The organism is Pseudomonas sp. NPDC089534 (genome assembly GCF_044749305.1).
In the GTDB taxonomy this organism is placed as follows: domain Bacteria; phylum Pseudomonadota; class Gammaproteobacteria; order Pseudomonadales; family Pseudomonadaceae; genus Aquipseudomonas; species Aquipseudomonas ekonensis.
In genome coordinates, this window is the sequence record NZ_JBIVHR010000009.1 from 61802 (window position 1) to 80567 (window position 18766).

The window sequence follows — 18766 nt, forward strand, 5'->3', positions numbered from 1 at the left end:
ATCCATGTTGCCGTTTTCGGGCAAACTCCCTGAATTTCAACAGTTCGACAAGGCTGTCCCATGTCCTCTACGTCTTCGGTTGATGAACTGCGTTTCCGCAAGCTCCTGACCCGCAACGTCAGCCTGCCGCTGGCGGTCGGCGCGCTCAGCGCGGTGTTTTTCGTGGTGCTGATCACCTACCTGCTGTCGGTGATCAAGTGGGTGGAGCACACCGACCGGGTGATCAATAACGCCAGTGAAGCGGTGAAGCTCACGGTCGACCTCGAGACCGGGATGCGCGGCTTCCTGCTCAGCGGCGACGAGCATTTTCTCGATCCCTACGAGACGGCCAAGCCGCGGATCGCCGTGGCCCTCAATACCTTGCTCGAACTGACGGCCGACAACCCGGTGCAGACCGACCGCATCCGCCGCCTGCAAGCGCTGCAGGCCGAATGGGCCACCTACGCGCAGTCGATGATCGACCTGCAGCGCTCCAGCGGCGACTACCGCGCCGCCGTCAAGGCCGGGCGCGGCAAGCGCCTGACCGATGAGATCCGCAAGCAGTTCGAAGACGTGATCGACACCGAGCAGCAGTTGCGCACCTCGCGCAACGAGGACGTGCGCCGCACCACAATCTGGAGCATCAGCCTCTACATCCTGTTCGTCGCCGCCATCAGCGGCCTGCTGGCCTATGTCGGCCGTCGGGACCTGCTCAGCCTGTCGCAAAACTACGGCGCCAACCTCGACGCCCAGCAGGCCAGCGCCCAGCGCCTGGAGCGACAGGCCTGGCTGCGCAGCGGGCAGTCGGAGCTGGCCGAGCAGGTGTTGGGGCAACTGACGCTCAATCTGCTGGGCCGCAACATCCTGCAGTTCTGCGCCCACTACCTGGGCGTCGCGGTGGCGGCGCTGTATGTGCGCGAAGAGCATGGCGGCCTCAAGCGCGTGGCCACCTACGGGTTCTCCCGCGACCAGGAAGCGCAGGAACAATCGATCTACAGCGACGAAGGCATTGTCGGCCAGGCTGCGCAGCAGGGGCGCCTGATCCGCCTGGAACCGGTGCCCTCGGACTATTTCAAGGTCAGCTCGGGCCTGGGCGAAGGCGTGCCGAGCAGCGTGCTGGTGGTGCCGACCAGCGACGACGACCGGGTCAACGGCGTCGTCGAACTGGGCTTCCTGCGCCCGCTCACCGAGCGCGACGTCGAGTTGCTGGAGCTGATCGCCGGCAACATCGGCATCTCCATCGAAGCGGCCCGTTACCGCCAGCGCCTGCAGGAAGTCCTGGCCGAAACCCAGCAGCTCAACGAAGAGCTGCAGGTGCAGCAGGAAGAGCTCAAGACCGCCAACGAAGAGCTGGAGGAACAGTCGCGGATCCTCAAGGAGTCCCAGGCCCATCTGGAAACCCAGCAGGTCGAGCTGGAGCAGACCAACGAACAGCTCGCCGAGCAGACCCAGATCCTGGCCGAGCAGCGCGACGCGATGGACCTGAAGAACACCGAGCTCAACCAGGCCCAGGTGCAACTGGAAGAGCGCGCCGAAGAGCTGCAGCGTTCGAGCAAGTACAAGTCCGAGTTCCTGGCCAACATGTCCCACGAGCTGCGCACTCCGTTGAACAGTTCGCTGATCCTGGCCAAGCTGCTGGCGGAGAACCCGCAGGAAAACCTGTCGGCCGAGCAGGTCAAGTTCGCCGAGTCGATCTACTCGGCCGGCAACGATCTGCTGAACCTGATCAACGACATTCTCGACATCGCCAAGGTCGAGGCCGGCAAGCTTGAAGTGGTGGCCGACAGCACCAGCGTGGAGCGCCTGGCCGAGGGCCTGCGCGGCGTGTTCGAGCCGCTGGCGGCGGACAAGCGCCTGTCGTTCGACGTCGTGGTGCAGGCCGATGCGCCGCAGACCCTGTACACCGACCGGCAGCGTCTGGAACAGGTGGTCAAGAACCTGTTGTCCAACGCCGTGAAGTTCACCGAGCAGGGCTCGGTCAGCCTGACGATCGCCGGCCAACCGAACGACGGCGTGGCGTTCATCGTCCGCGACACCGGGATCGGCATCGCGGCCAACCAGCAGGAAAGCATCTTCGAGGCCTTCCATCAGGCCGACGGCACCACCAACCGCAAGTACGGCGGCACCGGGCTCGGCCTGTCGATCTCCCGCGACCTGGCGGCCCTGCTCGGCGGCTTCATCAGCGTCAGCAGCGCGCCGGGGCGGGGCAGCGTGTTCACCCTGGTGGTGCCGCAGCATTACCGTCAGAACAGCGAGACGCCCGCCGCACCGGTGAATTTCAATCCGTTTTCCATCGAACCGGCCGAGGCTGCGCCCGAACCGGCCTCACCGCCGCCGATGGATCTGCCCCGGTTCAACGACGACCGCGACAAGGCGCCGTTCGATACCCGCAGCATCCTGGTGGTGGAGGATGAGCCGAACTTCGCCAACATCCTTTACGACCTGGCCCACGAACTGGGTTACCGCTGCCTCGTCGCCCACGGCGCGGACGAGGGCTATGAACTGGCCCGCGAATTCCTGCCGGATGCGATCCTGCTGGACATGCGCCTGCCGGACCATTCGGGCCTGACCGTGCTGCAGCGCTTGAAGGAGCACCCGGAAACCCGGCACATCCCGGTGCATGTGATCTCGGTCGAGGACCGGGTCGAGGCAGCGATGCACATGGGCGCCATCGGCTATGCGGTCAAGCCGACCACCCGCGACGAGCTCAAGGATGTGTTTGCGCGCCTGGAGGCCAAGCTGACGCAGAAGGTCAAGCACGTGCTGCTGGTCGAAGACGACGACCTGCAACGCGAAAGCATCGCCCGCCTGATCGGCGACGAAGACATCGAGATCACGGCGGTGGGGCTGGCGCAGGACGCGCTGGAGCTGCTGCGCACCACGGTCTTCGATTGCATGGTTATCGACCTGAAGCTGCCGGACATGCTCGGCAACGATCTGCTCAAGCGGATGTCCACCGAGGACATCCGCGCGTTCCCGCCGGTGATCGTCTATACCGGGCGCAACCTGACCCGGGACGAAGAGGCCGAACTGCGCAAGTATTCGCGCTCGATCATCATCAAGGGCGCACGTTCGCCGGAGCGCCTGCTGGATGAGGTCACACTCTTTCTGCACAAAGTCGAATCGCAGTTGTCCCATGAGCGGCAGAAGATGCTCAAGACCGCCCGCAGCCGCGACAAGGTCTTCGAGGGCCGCAAGGTGCTGCTGGTGGACGACGATGTGCGCAACATCTTCGCCCTGACCAGCGCGCTGGAACACAAGGGCGCCGTGGTGGTGATCGGCCGTAACGGCCGTGAAGCGATTGAACGGCTCAATGAAGTGGAGGACATCGATCTGGTGCTGATGGACGTGATGATGCCGGAAATGGACGGCTTCGAGGCCACCATGGAAATCCGCAAGGATCCGCGCTGGCGCAAGCTGCCGATCATCGCGGTGACGGCCAAGGCCATGAAGGACGATCAGGAGCGCTGCCTGCAGGCGGGCGCCAACGACTACCTGGCCAAACCCATCGACCTGGATCGCCTGTTCTCGTTGATTCGCGTGTGGTTGCCGAAGATGGAACGCATTTAGTGGAACGACATTATTCAGTCGAGCGCAACAGTGAGATTGAGCTGCGGCTGTTGATCGAGGCGATCTACCTCAAGTACAGCTATGATTTTCGCGATTACTCCGGCGCTTCGATCAAGCGCCGGGTGCTGCATGCGCTGAGCCAGTTCGAGTGCGCCACCATTTCCGCCCTGCAGGAAAAGGTGCTGCACGATCCGACGGCGTTCATGCAACTGCTGCAGTTGCTGACGATTCCGGTCAGCGAAATGTTTCGCGACCCGATGCACTTTCTCGCGATCCGTCGCGAAGTGGTGCCGCTGCTCAAGACCTATCCGTCGATCAAGATCTGGATCGCCGGGTGCAGCACCGGCGAAGAGGTGTATTCGATGGCGATCCTGCTGCGTGAGGAAGGGTTGCTCGAACGCACGATCATCTATGCGACCGACATCAACCCGCATTCGCTGGACAAGGCCAAGCAGGGCATCTTCTCCATGGAAAACGTGCGCACCTACACCGCCAACTATCAGCAGGCGGGCGGCCAGCGGTCCTTTTCCGACTACTACACGGCGGCCTACGGCTACGCGATCTTCGACAAGAGCCTGTGCGAAAACGTGACGTTCGCCGACCACAGCCTGGCGACCGACAGCGTGTTCTCCGAGACCCAGTTGATTTCCTGCCGCAACGTGCTGATCTATTTCAACAAGAAACTTCAGGATCGGGCGTTCGGCCTGTTTCACGAATCGTTGTGCCACCGCGGTTTTCTGGTGCTGGGCAGCAAGGAGACGCTGGACTTCTCCAGCTATGCCGACCAGTTCGAGCCGTTGGTGAAACAAGAACGGATCTACCGCAAATCATGAACGGCGCATCGGATCTGCCTCGGGTCGAGGCTATCGCGGTCGGCGCTTCCGCCGGAGGCGTCGAGGCTTTGCTCACGCTGCTGGCGCCGTTGCGCCAGGGGTTCAGGTTGCCGATCATCGTCGTGCTGCATCTGCCGGAGGAACGGCGCAGCCAACTGGCCGAAGTCTTCGCAAGGCGGATGTCGCTGCCGGCGGTCGAAGCCATCGACAAACAGCAGATCGTCGCCGGCACCGTGCACTTCGCCACGCCCGGCTATCACTTGTCGGTGGAGCAGGACCGCAGCCTGTCGCTGAGCCTTGAGGACCGGGTGCACCATTCCCGGCCCTCCATCGACTACCTGTTCGAGTCCGCCGCCGACGCCTATGGCGCGGCGCTGGCCGCCATCCTGCTGACCGGCGCCAATCACGACGGCGCCCGGGGCCTGGCCCAGGTCAAGCGCCACGGCGGGCTGACCATCGTCCAGGATCCGCAGGAAGCCCAGGTGGCGACCATGCCCCTGGCTGCACTGACCCTTCATCAACCCGACCACATACTCCCCCTGCGCGGCATCAGCCGTTTGCTTGTCGAGCTGGAACGAATCGCATGTTGAGCAATATCCAGGCAAGACTGCTGATCGTCGACGATCTGCCGGAAAACCTGCTGGCCCTTGAGGCGCTGATCACGCGCGAAGACCGCATCGTCCACAAGGCGCTGTCGGCGGACGAGGCCCTGTCGCTGCTGCTGCAGCACGAATTCGCCATGGCCATCCTGGACGTGCAGATGCCCGGCATGAACGGCTTCGAACTGGCCGAGATGATGCGCGGCACCGAAAAGACCAAGAACATTCCGATCATTTTCGTCAGCGCCGCCGGCCGCGAGCTGAACTACGCGTTCAAGGGCTACGAAAGCGGCGCGGTGGATTTCCTGCACAAGCCCCTGGATGTGCACGCGGTCAAGAGCAAGGTCAACGTGTTCGTCGACCTTTACCGCCAGAGCAAGGCCTTGAAACATCAGCTCGAAGCGCTCGAACAGAGCCGCCGGGAACAGCAGGTGCTGCTGGAGCAGTTGCAGAGCACGCAACTGGAGCTGCAGCAGGCGGTGCGCATGCGCGACGATTTCATGTCGATCGTCGCCCACGAAGTGCGCACGCCGCTCAATGGCCTTATCCTCGAAACGCAGTTGCGCAAGATGCACCTGGCCCGGGACAACGCCGCCGCGTTCACCCTCGACAAGATGAACGCCATGGTCGACCGCGACGAGCGGCAGATCAAAAGCCTGATCCGCCTGATCGAGGACATGCTCGACGTGTCGCGCATCCGCACCGGCAAACTGTCGATCCGGCCGAACCGTTTCGACCTGGCGCAACTGGTGGGCAACCTGCTGCAGAGCTTCGCGCAGCAGATCGATGCGGCGGAAACCGAAGTCAGCTTCAGCGCGCCGGAACCGGTGGAAGGGCACTGGGACGAGTTCCGCATCGAACAGGTGGTCTCGAACCTGTTGACCAACGCCTTGCGCTATGGCGGCAAGAGCCCGATACAGGTGCGGGTGTACCGCGAGGCCGACGAGGCGCGGGTCGAGGTCGCCGATCATGGCATCGGCATCAGCGAGGAGAACCAGAAGCGGATCTTCCAACAGTTCGAACGGGTGTCGGCCAAGACCGTGGTGGCGGGATTGGGCCTGGGCCTGTTCATCTCCGAACAGATCGTCGCCGCCCATGGCGGCTCGATCACCGTCCAGAGCCGGATCAACGAAGGCGCGCTGTTTCGCGTTTGCCTGCCGCTGGGCGAAAGCGGCGAACCGGACGCAACCTCTGAGTGACCGTACGGTCGTATCAGCAGCCACTGACCGAACAAAGGCTTTCCATGAGCACAGATGCACAAGATGTAGTACTCGTCGTCGAGGACGAACCGGTTATCTTGATGATCCTCACCGACTATCTGAGGGCAGAGGGATACCACGTCCTGGAGGCGGAAAACGGCGAACAGGCGTTCGAGATTCTGGCGAGCAAGCCGCACCTGGACCTGTTGATCAGCGATTTCCGTCTGCCCGGCGGCATCAATGGCGTACAGATCGCGGAACCGGCCGTGAAGCTGCGGCCGGACCTCAAGGTGATATTCATCAGCGGCTATCCGCAGGAGATCCGCGAGACCGACAGCCCGATCACGCGCAGGGCGCCGATCCTGGAGAAACCGTTCGACCTGGACGTGCTGCAGGAAAAGATCCGGGAGCTGCTCGCGTAAGGATCGGCGGCGGGCTCAAAGCCCTTGCTGCAGCGACGGGTCGTCCGGGTTCATCTGCTCAAGCTGGGCCAGCAGGATCTGAACGTTCTGCAACTGGCCGCTTTCCTTCCAGTAGTTGATCAGCAGCACCCGTGCCTTGCGGTCGGCGGGGTGGCGCTGGACGACTTCCTGCAGTTGTTTCTGCGCCGCTTCGAGCTCCTCGGCAGCGTGCAGGGTGGTGGCCAGGTCGTAGCGGTAATCCTTGTTGTCAGGCTCAAGCTCGACGGCCCTGGACAGGCCCAGCAGCGCATATTCGCGCTGGTCGTGATGCAGCAGCCAGAGACCCAGGGCATGCTGCAGATAGGCGGAGTCGGGCTGGGCCTTCAATTGCCTGGCCAGCAGTTGCCGGGCGGCGTCGCTCTGGCCCTGGCGGTCGAGCACTTCAATCTGCATCACCAGCGCCGGCAGGTTGGCCGGATCCAGTCGCAATGTCTGCTCCAGCGCCTCCTGCGCCTGTTTCAGCTCGGCGTTGTGCAGGTGCAGGCGCGCCAGTTGCGCGTAGTTGTCGGCGCTTTCGGGTTGCAGCCTGAGGGCCAGTTCCCAGTTGTCGATGCCTTGCTGCAGCGGGGCGAAGTACAGCCCCAGTTCGTCCGGGGACAAGCCGAGCAGGGCATTGATCGCCGCAAATCGCACGGCCTGGTCCTCGTCGTCGAGCAACGGGCCGAGCAACAGGCTGCGTTGCCCGCCCGGCACCAGGCCGACGATGCTCTTGATCGCCGCCAGCCGGACGTCCGCCGCTTCGTTCTGCAGATCCGCATCCGCCAGCTTCAGCGCCTGCGGACTCGGGTAGTTGGGCAGTTCGGCGTGCAGCCAGACGCGTCGCTTTACCGTCAGGTCCGGGCGCGCCAACTGCTGGTACAGCACCCGGGCGGCGCCGGGCTTGCCGGCGCGGGCGGCGGACAGCGCTTCGCTGTAGCCGTGCTTGATCGCCTCGGGTATGACCGGTGCGGTGCTGCGCAGGGACAGCCAGGCGACGCCGAGCGCCAGCACGAGGCCGAGGCTGAGAAGCAGGTAGCGGCGGGACTGAGGCATGCAGGCATCCGGGAACGGGCGAGGGGGCAAGCTTCGGTCAGTGCGCGCCATGAGTCAAACCCTGTGGCCGTTTATGCCGACGGACCGGCATTTCACGGCTGGCGAATCGGCCTACAGGTTGCGTCGATAACGTAACCTGTCGAGCCTTCAATGCAGTGACTACGCTTGCAGGAGTCGTCTGGACGAGTGTCTCCATGCAAGCGCTGCTCAATTACTTCAATTCGGTGCTCCATCCCGGTCGGGCGGTGCTGCTGTTTGGTCTGCGGACCGTCGCCGCCGGGCTGCTGACGCTGTATCTGGCGTTCCTGTTCGATCTGGATCAGCCCAAGTGGTCGATCATGGCGGTGGTCATCATCAGCCAGCCGTTGGCCGGGATGGCCCTGGCCCGCAGCTTCGGCCAGGTCATCGGCACGACGCTCGGCGCGGTGGTGGCGGTGCTGATCATGGCGATATTTCCGCAGGCGCCTTTGCCGTTCATTGCCACCCTGGCGCTGTGGCTGGCCCTGTGCACCGCCGGCGGCACGTTGCTGCGCTACACCAGTTCCCAGGCCTTCGTGCTCAGCGGATACACCGCCGTGGTGGTGGCGCTGCTGGCGATTCCGGATCAGGACGGCACCTTTCTGCTGGCGGTCACCCGCGTCACCGAGACCTTGCTGGCGGTGGCCTGCGTCTGTGTGGTCAGCCTGTTGACGGCGCGTCCCGAGGCGGTCACCCAGGGCTACTTCGACAAGGTCGATCAGGTCATCAAGCTGGCGGCCCTGCATTCGGCGGCGGTGCTGCGCACGGAAGAGGACGAAGCCGCTTTCCAGCAGCGGCAGATGCGGCTGCTGGGCGAGATCGGGGCGCTGGAAGGGTTGCGCCGCCACCTCTATTTCGACGCCCCGCGCTTGCGCAGCGCCGACGGATTGGTCCTGCTGCTCGGCAACCAACTGATGCTGCTGACCTCGCGCCTGACCGCGCTGCGTCACCAGCGCGAACTGCTCACGGCGCGCTGGGAGGGCGACCTTCCGCTGGACATCCAGCGTCTGCGCGCCGAAGAGCTGGCCTTTCTCGACCGATTGGCGCAAGAGGGGCGTGCGCTGCCGGCCGAGGCGCGTCACCACTTCGTGATCCTGCAACAGCAATTCGACGAACTCGCCTACAAGGCCGAGCAACTGACCGAGGACATGAGCGCCACCCTGCGCTCGCTGGCCTGGGCCTTGCGGTGGGAGCAGGCGCGGCTGTTGCAGCAGTTGGAGCAGATTCTGGAACTGAGCGACGCGATCCAGGAAGGCCGGGAGGCCAGTTGCGTTTTTCGCGGCCAGTCCAATCCCCTGCACCTGGATTTCACGCTGGCCACGATGAACGCGATCCGCGCCTTCAGCGCATTGATGATCGCGGGGGTGATCTGGATCGAGACAGCCTGGGACGGCGCCCGCGGCGGGATGATCCTGGTGGGGATCCTGTGTTCGCTGATGGCGACCTTTCCGCGCCCGCTGATCGCTGCGCAGAGCTACGCCCGGGGGTTGGGGCTGGCGCTGGTGGTGTCGGCGCTCTACCAGTTCATGCTGGTGCCGGCGGTCAGCGACTTCGAACCCCTGGCGCTGCTGCTGGCGCCGTTGCTCTATGTGATCGCGGTCGGCCTCGCCAGCCCGGCGACGGCCGGCATCGGCATGGGGCTGGGGTTGTCGAGCTTCCTGATGCTCGGCCCGCAGAACGTCGGGACAGGGCAGAACTCGGCCATCCAGTGGTTCGAGTTCGCCGGCGCCTATGTCAGCGCGGCCATGCTGGCGCTGATGGTCTATGCGTGGATTTTCCCGTTCCGGCCGGTGCTGCGGATCCGCCGCTTCTACAACGAGGCGCGGGAACAGGTGTATGGCCTGACGAAAGCGCCGGCCACCGACGAACAGCAGTTTGAGTTCGAAAGCCGCATGGTGGACCGGTTGACCACGATGCTGGGGCTGTTGCCGGCGGCCAATGACCGGGCCATGCAGGCGTTGTATGAAGTCAGCCTCGCGTGCGTGGCGGTGGGGGTGGCGATGCACCAGCTCAGGCAGCAGGCCCAGGACAACGCTTTGCTGACGGACGCTTTCAGCGGTCGCTTGACGACGGCCGTGCGCCGGGCCGGACGCTTTGTCGCCGGCCGCGCGGATGTGCAGCTCAAGCCGATGCTGACGGAACTGCACGCGTTGGGCGACGAGCTCGATGACCTGCATGTGGCCAGTCATGAGCACCTGTGGTCGGTGTTCCGCATGCGCGTGGCCCTGCTGATTGTGGTGTCGTTCATGGAGCGGCACGGTGAACGCCTGCAACGTCCCCAACCTGAAGGAGAACCGGTCCTTGCCCATTGATTTCGAGATAGGCGGGGTCTACCTGCCGCCGATCGCCCAGGCGCTGCTGTTGGCCATCCCGGTGTTTCTCCTGCTGGACCGGGTCTTGCGCCGGTTGGGTGTGCTGCGCCTGGTCTGGCATGAGGCCCTGTTCGAAGGTGCCCTTTACGCCTGCGTCTGCGCCACGCTGATTCTGCTGATGGGAGCCTGAAGCCTTGAAGACGTTGCTTGCCCGATTGACGACATTGGCGGTGGTGGCGCTGGCCATCGTGCTCGGCTGGTTCGCCTGGGAGCATTACACCCGTGCGCCGTGGACCCGTGACGCGCGGGTGAGGGCGGATGTGGTGACGCTGTCGGCGGACGTGTCGGGCCGCATCGTCAAGCTGGCCGTGCAGGACAACCAGCATGTGGACAAGGGCCAGTTGCTGCTGGAGATCGACCCGGCGCGCTACAGCCTGGCGGTGGAGCATGCCCGGCGCTCGGTCGAGGTGGCCAAGGCCGCGCTCGGACAGTCGCAAGCGGCCATCGTCGCCAGCGAAGCGTTGCTCAAGCAACGGGAGAGCGAAGAGCGGCGACGGCGTACCCTCAAGCAAGGCTTCGCCATCTCGGGGGAGGAATGGGAGAAGTCCAGCACCGAAGTGGCCGTGGCCCAGGCCGACCTGTTGCGCAACCAGGCCAATCTCGGCCTGGCCGAGGCCAACGTGCAACTGGCGGTGGCGGCCTTGAGCCAAGCGGAGCTGGATCTGCAGCGCACCCGTGTGGTGGCGCCGGTCAGCGGCTATGTCACCAACCTGCTGACCCGTGAAGGCGACTATGCCGTGACGGGAGGCGCGCTGGTCGCGCTGGTGGACAGTGACTCGTTCTACGTCAGCGGCTACTTCGAGGAGACCAAACTGCCGAGGATCGGCGAAGGCGACCGGGTGCGGATCGAATTGATGAGCGGCGAGCGGTTCGAAGGCGCCGTGCAGAGCATCGCCTTTGCCATCGCCGACCGCGAGAACGCGCCGGGCAGCCGGTTGCTGGCCAACATCAACCCCAGTTACACCTGGGTGAAGCTGGCGCAACGGGTGCCGGTGCGGATCGCGATTGACAGCGACTATGCCGGAAAAGACCGGTTGCGGGCGGGGACGACCGCGACGGTCACGGTGCTGGAGCACAAGTGAACCTAGGTGAATCGGCATCGCCGCTGTCTGATCTACCGCCATCGCCAGCAGGCTGGCTCCCACAGGGGATCACCGGTGCCCGCAAGATCCAGGCACACCACAAAAACTGTAGGCGCTTGCCTGCAAGCGATGAGGCCGGCACTGCCGACATCTTGTTGCCTGGCCTACCGCCATCGCCGGCAAGCCGGCTCCCACAGTGATTGCGATAACCGCGGTTTTTGCATACACCCGAGATCCCCTGTGGGAGCCAGCCTGCTGGCGATGAGGCCCGTCCAGCCGCCGCTGGCTGATCTGGTGCGAACCGAACCTGCAGAAACAAAAAAGCCCCGCGACCGAATGATACGCGGGGCAAAGAATTGGTTGGTTGCGGCCAACCAAAGGAGCTCTTTAAAAACGGAATTACTTGCTGGCGACCGTCTCCGGCTGCCAGCCGCCACCGAGGGCCTTGTAGATCGCGACGATGCCGCGGTACAGGTCGACCTCGGCCTGGGCCTGGCTGTCCTCGGCGGCCAGGCGCTCACGCTGGGCGTCCAGCAGCACCAGGAAGTCGGCGGTGCCTTCGCGGTAGCGGATCTCGGCGAGGTCGGCAGCCTTGCGGCTGGACTCGCTTTGACGGATCAGCGAGATCAGGCGTTGCTGGCGCTTGCCGTAGTCGCTGAAGGCGTTCTCCGATTCCTCGAGGGCCAGCAGCACCTGCTGCTCGTAGGTCGCCAAGGCACCTTCGGCGTCGGCATCGGCGCCGCGCAGGCGGGCCCGCACGCTGCCCAGGTCAAACGCTGCCCAGGTGATGCTCGGGCCGAGCGCCCAGGCGTTGGCCGCCGAAGAGCCGATCTGCGAACCGCGCCCGGCCGTCCAGCCGAGGAAGCCGCTGAGGCTCACCCGAGGAAACAGGTCGGCCTTGGCCACACCGATGCGCGCCGTGGCGGACGCCAGTTTGCGTTCGGCGCTGAGGATGTCCGGACGGCGTTGCAGCAGTTCGCCCGGATCGCCGATCGGCAGCGCCTTGGCGATCGCCGGCAGGTCTTTGGGGCTCAGGTCGACGGTCAACTTGTCCGGGCGTTCGCCCAGCAGCGTGGCGATGCGGTTCTTCTGGCGAACCTGCTCGGCCTGCAGCTGCGGCACGCTGGCCTCCACGGAGGCGAGGCGGGCGTCGGCGCGCTCCACGTCGAGCTGATCGCCCACGCCGGCATCGCGCAGGCTGATGGTGATCTTGCGCGACTCCTGCTGGTTCTCCAGGTTGGCCAGCGCGATCTTCTCCCGCAGCTGCGCACCGCGCAGTTGGCCGTAGGCGTCCACCAGTTCGGCGATCATCGTCACCTGCAACTGGTACAGGTCGGCTTCGGCGGCCTGCTGGTCGGCCTCGCTGGCTTCCAGGTTGCGCTGGATGCGGCCGAACAGGTCCACTTCCCAGGCCATGTCCAGGCCCAGGTCATAGCGTTCGCTGTTGACCCGGCGGGTGGTCTGGCCGGGGATCTGCCCCTTGGCCAAGTCGCTGCTGGCGCGGCTGGTGATGGTCGGCATGGCGTCGTTGCTGACGTCGTCGCGGATCGCCCGGGCGGCTTTCCAGCGGGCGAACGCCACGCGCAGCTCGCGGTTGCCTTGCAGCGACTGGGTCACCAACTGGTTGAGGGTCGGGTCGTCGAACTGCTGCCACCAGATGCCTTCGAACTTCGAACGGTCGAAGTTCTTCTGGCCGGCGGCGCCATCGGTGGCGGCCGTGATGTTGGCCGCCTCCGTGGCTGGGGTCTTGTAGTCGGGGCCGACGGCGCAGGCGCTCAAGGCCAGCACCAGCAGACTCGGCAGGAAGACTTTCAGACTCATTGTTGCGCCTCCAATTGCAGGGCTTTGGCCGCTTTGCGGGCTTCACCGCGCTCCACGAAGTTGCGGATCAGTACATAGAAGACCGGCGTCAGCAGCAGACCGAAGAAGGTCACCCCGAGCATCCCGGAGAACACCGCCACACCCATGGCGTGACGCATCTCGGCACCGGCGCCGGTGGAGATCACCAGCGGCACCACACCCATGATGAACGCGAAGGAGGTCATCAGGATCGGCCGCAGACGCAGACGGCACGCTTCCAGCACCGCGGCCAGCGGGTCGAGGCCTTCCTGCTGCTTGTCCTTGGCGAACTCGACGATCAGGATCGCGTTCTTGCACGCCAGGCCCACCAGTACGATCAGGCCGATCTGGGTGAAGATGTTGTTGTCGCCGCCGGAGGCGATGACGCCGGTGATGGCCGACAGCAGGGTCATCGGTACGATCAGGATCACCGCCAGCGGCAGGCTCCAGCTTTCGTACTGCGCCGCGAGCACCAGGAACGCCAGCAATACGCAGAGCGGGAACACGAACAGCGCGGTGTTGCCGGCCAGGATCTGCTGGTAGGTCAGGTCGGTCCACTCATAGGTCATGCCGTTGGGCAGTTCGTCCTTGAGCAGCTTCTCGATGGCCGCCTGGGCCTGGCCGGAGCTGTAGCCCGGGGCTGCCGCACCGTTGATTTCCGCGGTGATGAAGCCGTTGTAGTGCATCACGCGGTCCGGCCCCGAGGTGTCGCTGACCTTGATGAAGGTCGCCAGCGGGATCATTTCGCCCTTGTTGTTGCGTACCTTGAGCTGGCCGATCTGGTCGGATTCGAGGCGGAACTGCTGTTCGGCCTGAACGTTGACCTGATAGGTGCGCCCGAAGCGGTTGAAGTCGTTGGCATACAGCGAACCCAGGTAGATCTGCAGGGTGTCGAAGATGTCGCTGACGGCCACGCCGTGGGTCTTGGCCTTTTCGCGGTCGATGGCGGCATCGACCTGCGGCACGTTCACGGTGTAGCTGGTGAACAGGTTGGCCAGCTCCGGCACGTTGTGGCTCTTGGCGATGATGTTCATGGTTTCCTTGTACAGCTCTTCGTAGCCCAGGTTGCCCCGGTCTTCGATCTGCAGGCGGAAACCGCCGATGGTGCCCAGCCCCTGTACCGGCGGCGGCGGGAAGATCGCCATGTAGGCTTCCTGGATCCCGGCGTACTGGCCGTTCAGGGCCCCGGCGATGGCGCCGGCGGACATGCTCGGGTCCTTGCGCTCGTCGAACGGTTTGAGGGTCACGAACACGATGCCGGCGTTCGGGCTGTTGGTGAAACCGTTGATCGACAGGCCAGGGAAGGCCACGGCGCTTTCCACGCCCGGCTGTTTCAGGGCCAGGTCGGACATGCGCTTGATCACGTCTTCGGTGCGGTCCAGGCTCGCGGCGTCCGGCAGTTGGGCGAAGGCCACCAGGTACTGCTTGTCCTGGCCGGGCACGAAGCCGGTCGGCGTGCTGGAGAAACCGAAGAAGGTCAGCACCATCAGGCCGGCGTAGAGCAGCAGGGCGATGCCGCTGCTGCGGATGACCCGGCGCACGGTGCCGACGTAGCCATGGCTGGCCCGCACGAAGAAGCGGTTGAACGGACGGAACAGCCAGCCGCCCAGCAGCTTGTCGAGGATGCGGGAGAAGCGGTCCTTCGGTGCGTCGTGGCCCTTGAGCAGCACGGCAGCCAGTGCCGGCGACAGGGTCAGCGAGTTGAACGCCGAGATCACGGTCGAGATCGCGATGGTCAGGGCGAACTGCTTGTAGAACTGACCGGTGAGGCCGGAGATGAACGCCGCCGGGACGAACACGGCGCACAGCACCAGCGCGGTGGCGATGATCGGGCCGGTCACTTCGCCCATGGCGCGTTGGGTCGCCTCGAACGGGTTGAGCCCCAGCTCGATGTTGCGCTCGACGTTCTCCACCACCACGATGGCGTCGTCCACCACGATACCGATGGCCAGCACGAGGCCGAACAGCGACAGGGCGTTGAGCGAGAAGCCGAACAGGTGCATCACCGCAAACGTACCGATCAGCGATACCGGCACGGCCACCAACGGGATGATCGAGGCGCGCCAGGTCTGCAGGAACAGGATCACCACCAGCACCACGAGGATCAGCGCTTCGAAGAGGGTGTGAACCACCGCTTCGATGGAGCCGCGCACGAAGATCGTCGGGTCATAGACGATGCTGTAGTCCATGCCTTGCGGGAAGCCTTTCTTCAGCTCTTCCATCTTCGCCCGGACCTCGTTCGAGATCTCGATGGCGTTGGAGCCCGGACGCTGGAAGATCGGGATCGCGACGGCCGGCTGGTTGTTCAGCAACGAGCGCAGGGCGTACTGGCTGGAACCCAGCTCGACGCGGGCGATGTCTTTGAGGCGGGTGATTTCACCGTTTTCGCCTGCGCGAATGATGATGTTCTCGAACTCTTCCTCGGAGACCAGACGGCCCTGGGTGTTGATCGACAGCTGGAAGCTTTGCGCGTTCGGCGCGGGCGGCGCGCCCAGTTGGCCGGCGGCCACCTGGCGGTTCTGCTCACGGATGGCCGTCACCACGTCGGTGGCGGTCAGGTTGCGTGAAGCGGTCTTGTTCGGATCGAGCCACACCCGCAGCGAGTAGTCGCCCATGCCGAACAGCTGCACGTCGCCGACGCCGCCCAGGCGGGCGAGCTCGTCCTTGATGTTCAGGATCGCGTAGTTGGACAGGTAGAGCATGTCGTAGCGCTTGTCCGGGGAGGTCAAGTGCACAACCATGGTCAGGTCGGGCGAGGCCTTGTCGACGGTGATGCCGATGCGCGTCACTTCCTCGGGAAGCTTGGGCTCGGTGCGGGTCACCCGGTTTTGCACCTGCACCTGCGCATTGTCCAGGTCGGTGCCCAGGGCGAAGGTGATGGTCAGGGTGATCTTGCCGTCGGCGGTGGACTGCGAGGACATGTACAGCATGTTCTCGACGCCGGTGATGGCCTGCTCCAGCGGAGCGGCCACGGTCTCGCCGATGACTTTGGGGTTGGCGCCCGGGAAGTTGGCCCGCACCACCACGGTCGGCGGCACGACTTCCGGGTATTCGCTGATCGGCAGTTGGAACAGCGAGATCGCACCGGCGATCAGGATCAGCAGCGACAGCACCGCTGCGAAGATCGGCCGTGAAATGAAGAATCTGGAAAAATTCATCGGAGTTGTTGTCCCTTAACCGCGTGGGGTCGCAGCAGCCAGTTTCACAACCGAACCCTGCGCGCCCTTGGCGGGTGCGACTTTGGGCAGGTTGCTGGCTTCCAGCGCTTGTCGTTGTTGAGCGAGGGCCGCGAGGGTCTGCTCGCTGGCCATCGGAACCACTTCAGGGGAGACCGGCGAACCCGGACGCACCCGTTGCAGCCCCTTGACGATGATCGTGTCGTCCTTGTTCAGGCCGTTGCGCACGATGCGCAGGCCTTCGATCTTCGGCCCCAGTTCGACGGGGCGGTAGGCGGTCTTGTTGTCCGCATCCATCACCAGCACGAACTTCTTGCCAAGGTCGGTGCCGACCGCTTCGTCGTTGATCAGCATGGCGTTGTAGGTGCCGCTGCCGACCAGCTTCAGGCGGGCGTACAGGCCGGGGGTGTAGGTGCCGTCGGTGTTGTCGAACACCGCGCGGCCGCGGATGGTGCCGGTCTTGGGGTTGACCTGGTTGTCGACGAAGTTCATCTGGCCCAGGTGCGGGTTGCCGTCTTCGTTGGACAGGCCCATGTACACCGGCGTGGTGGCGCCGCGCTGACCCTGGCGGGCGAGCTGGGTGTACTTGAGGAACACGCGCTCGTCGGCGTCGAAGTAGGCGTAGACCTTGTCGGTGGAGACCACGCTGGTCAGCGCCGTGGTGTCGGCGGTCACCAGGTTGCCGGCGGTGATTTCGGCACGGCTGACGCGGCCGCTGATCGGCGCGGTGACGCGGGTGAAGCTCAGGTTCAGCTTGGCCAGGTCCAGTTGCGCCTGCAGGGCGCCGACGGCGGCGCGGGCTTCCTGGGCGGCGCTGGTGCGCGAGTCGGCCAGTTCTGCGGAGATGGCGTTGCTGGTGCGCAGGCGCTCACCGCGGACGGCTTCGTTTTCGCTGCGGGTGGCGTTGGCGCGGGCCTGGGCGACCAGCGCTTCGAGGCGGCGCACTTCGGCCTGGAACGGGCGCGGGTCGATCTGGAACAGCAAGTCGCCTTTCTTGACCAGCGCGCCTTCGGTGAAGGCGACCTCATCGATCTGACCGGAGACCCGCGGACGGATTTCAACGGTTTCCGGCGCCTCCAGGCGCCCCGTGAACTCGTCCCACTCGTTGACCGGCTGCTCCAGCACCTTGGCCACGCTGACCTTGGCGGCCGGCATGTTGGCGGCGGTCTGCGGAGCCTTGCCGCAGGCGCTCATCACGAGCACGGCCAGAAGGGCCAAGGGGAAGCGCAAATGTTTGAGTGATTGTTCCATGGATACATCCGCCAAAGTATTGAAGATGGGCGGATGATGATCGGCAGGGTAATGGCAAACGAATCGAATGGCGCGAAGGTAACTATCATTCGGAATGATATAAGCAACGCGCAAGCCCTCTAGCATGCGCCTTTCGTTAGGGGGCTATCAATCGAGCTGGCGACAATTCAGTGTTGCGTCGGGTGCAAAAGTGAGGACGACGGCTGTTCGTCCTGCAGGCGTCGCGATACCGGTGGGAGCCGGCCTGCTGGCGATGGCTTTAATAGAGCTGTCGCAAGGCGACCGTTCCAACAGGCACCGCCGTCAATGCTTTAACAGTCTCAGGCGAGGCTGTCCGGATCCCCAAAGAACATCTGAATCCTCGACCGCAGCCAACGCTCGCCCGGATCGTTGTCCTGCGATCCGCGCCAGGCCATGTGCAGTTCGAAGGTGCGGGTCGGCAGCGGCGGGTCTTCGGCCCGGACGCCGCCGGCGGCGGTCAGGGCGTCGGCGGTGTAGTCCGGCACGGTGGCGACGATGTCGGTGCCGGTCAGCAGGGTGCTCAGGCCGTTGAACTGCGGCACGGCCAGCACCACATGGCGCTTGCGGCCGAGCTTTTCCAGTTCCTCATCGATGAAGCCGCTGAGGTCGCCGGCGAACGACACCAGGGCGTGCGGGCGTGCGCAGTAGTCGTCCAGGCTCAACGGCCCCGGCACGGTGTCGGCGCGCAGCAGCTTCGGCTGGCTGCGGCGCAGCACCTTGCGTTTGGCGTTGGCCGGAAGGTCAGTGGTGTAGCTGACGCCGATGGAGATTTCCCCGGAGGCCAGCAGGCTCGGCATCAGGATGTAGTTGACCCGGCGCACCACCAGCACGATGCCCGGCGCTTCGGCGCGCAGGCGTTTGAGCAGCATGGGCAGCAGGGCGAATTCGACGTCGTCCGACAGGCCGATGCGGAACACCGACGTGCTGGTGGCCGGATCGAACTCGGCCGCGCGGCTGACCGCCGTGGAGATCGAGTCCAGGGCCGGGGAGAGCAGGGCGAAGATTTCCACGGCGCGGGCGGACGGTTCCATGCTCCGGCCGGTGCGCACGAACAGCGGATCGTCGAACAGGCCCCGCAGGCGCGAGAGCGCGGCGCTGATGGCCGGCTGGCCGAGGAACAGCTTTTCCGCGGCGCGGGTCACGCTGCGTTCGTGCATCAGTGTTTCGAAAACGATCAACAGGTTCAGGTCGACACGACGCAGGTCATTACGATTCATCTGGAGTCCTGGCAGAGTCATCAAGCTTGACGAGAGCGACCATATGAGAACAATGGCCGGCATGAATAGTACGGGGAAAGGCTGGTACTCTGCACCGGAAAATTGAGCTTTACTGAG

13 protein-coding genes are annotated in these 18766 nt (G+C 64.6%); 8 read left to right on the forward strand and 5 right to left on the reverse strand.

The annotated features are described in order from the left end of the window. Positions 1-60: 60 nt before the first annotated feature. The 5 genes from ACIP0B_RS04385 to ACIP0B_RS04405 are packed head-to-tail and all read left to right on the forward strand — an operon-like array spanning position 61 to position 6602. On the forward strand, positions 61-3549 hold the full coding sequence (locus ACIP0B_RS04385; RefSeq protein ID WP_400830067.1) for a response regulator: 3489 nt from the start codon (positions 61-63) through the stop codon (positions 3547-3549). Further along, a complete protein-coding gene (locus tag ACIP0B_RS04390) occupies positions 3549-4382 on the forward strand; it encodes a CheR family methyltransferase (RefSeq protein ID WP_400830069.1) in 834 nt (277 codons plus the stop codon). Before ACIP0B_RS04385 ends, ACIP0B_RS04390 begins: the two co-directional genes overlap by 1 nt. Next, on the forward strand, positions 4379-4972 hold the full coding sequence (locus ACIP0B_RS04395) for a chemotaxis protein CheB (RefSeq protein WP_400830070.1): 594 nt from the start codon (positions 4379-4381) through the stop codon (positions 4970-4972). The genes ACIP0B_RS04390 and ACIP0B_RS04395 overlap by 4 nt, the downstream gene beginning before the upstream one ends. Next, positions 4966-6180, forward strand: coding sequence for an ATP-binding protein (locus ACIP0B_RS04400; RefSeq protein WP_400830072.1), 1215 nt, complete (start codon positions 4966-4968; stop codon positions 6178-6180). The genes ACIP0B_RS04395 and ACIP0B_RS04400 overlap by 7 nt, the downstream gene beginning before the upstream one ends. 44 nt (positions 6181-6224) lie before the next feature. After that, positions 6225-6602: a response regulator gene (locus tag ACIP0B_RS04405; RefSeq protein WP_400830074.1), complete on the forward strand. Its 378-nt coding sequence runs from the start codon at positions 6225-6227 to the stop codon at positions 6600-6602. A gap of 15 nt (positions 6603-6617) precedes the next feature. Here the strand turns inward: ACIP0B_RS04405 and ACIP0B_RS04410 are convergent, their stop codons facing one another. Then, positions 6618-7673, reverse strand: coding sequence for a tetratricopeptide repeat protein (locus ACIP0B_RS04410; RefSeq protein ID WP_400830075.1), 1056 nt, complete (start codon positions 7671-7673; stop codon positions 6618-6620). Between the two features lie 194 nt (positions 7674-7867). Here ACIP0B_RS04410 and ACIP0B_RS04415 point away from each other — a divergent pair, with 194 nt between their 5' ends. Genes ACIP0B_RS04415 through ACIP0B_RS04425 form a run of 3 tightly spaced genes read left to right on the forward strand, consistent with a single transcriptional unit; the run spans position 7868 to position 11145 of the window. Further along, complete coding sequence (locus ACIP0B_RS04415; RefSeq protein WP_400830077.1) at positions 7868-10003, forward strand: FUSC family protein; 2136 nt, start codon at positions 7868-7870, stop codon at positions 10001-10003. Continuing rightward, a complete protein-coding gene (locus tag ACIP0B_RS04420; RefSeq protein ID WP_400830079.1) occupies positions 9993-10193 on the forward strand; it encodes a DUF1656 domain-containing protein in 201 nt (66 codons plus the stop codon). The genes ACIP0B_RS04415 and ACIP0B_RS04420 overlap by 11 nt, the downstream gene beginning before the upstream one ends. Before the next feature lie 4 nt (positions 10194-10197). Next, positions 10198-11145, forward strand: coding sequence for a biotin/lipoyl-binding protein (locus ACIP0B_RS04425; protein WP_400830081.1), 948 nt, complete (start codon positions 10198-10200; stop codon positions 11143-11145). A gap of 399 nt (positions 11146-11544) precedes the next feature. Here ACIP0B_RS04425 and ACIP0B_RS04430 read toward each other — a convergent pair whose 3' ends face one another. The 4 genes from ACIP0B_RS04430 to ACIP0B_RS04445 all read right to left on the reverse strand — a co-directional run bounded on the left by ACIP0B_RS04430 (position 11545) and on the right by ACIP0B_RS04445 (position 18649). Then, entirely contained in the window at positions 11545-12966 is a 1422-nt protein-coding gene (locus ACIP0B_RS04430) for an efflux transporter outer membrane subunit (protein WP_400830083.1), read from the reverse strand. Next, a complete protein-coding gene (locus ACIP0B_RS04435) occupies positions 12963-16142 on the reverse strand; it encodes an efflux RND transporter permease subunit (protein WP_085632432.1) in 3180 nt (1059 codons plus the stop codon). The genes ACIP0B_RS04430 and ACIP0B_RS04435 overlap by 4 nt, the downstream gene beginning before the upstream one ends. Positions 16143-16157: 15 nt before the next feature. After that, positions 16158-17411: a multidrug efflux RND transporter periplasmic adaptor subunit MexE gene (mexE, locus tag ACIP0B_RS04440; protein WP_085583235.1), complete on the reverse strand. Its 1254-nt coding sequence runs from the start codon at positions 17409-17411 to the stop codon at positions 16158-16160. Between the two features lie 320 nt (positions 17412-17731). After that, a complete protein-coding gene (locus ACIP0B_RS04445) occupies positions 17732-18649 on the reverse strand; it encodes a LysR family transcriptional regulator (protein ID WP_400830085.1) in 918 nt (305 codons plus the stop codon). Positions 18650-18766 lie beyond the last annotated feature (117 nt).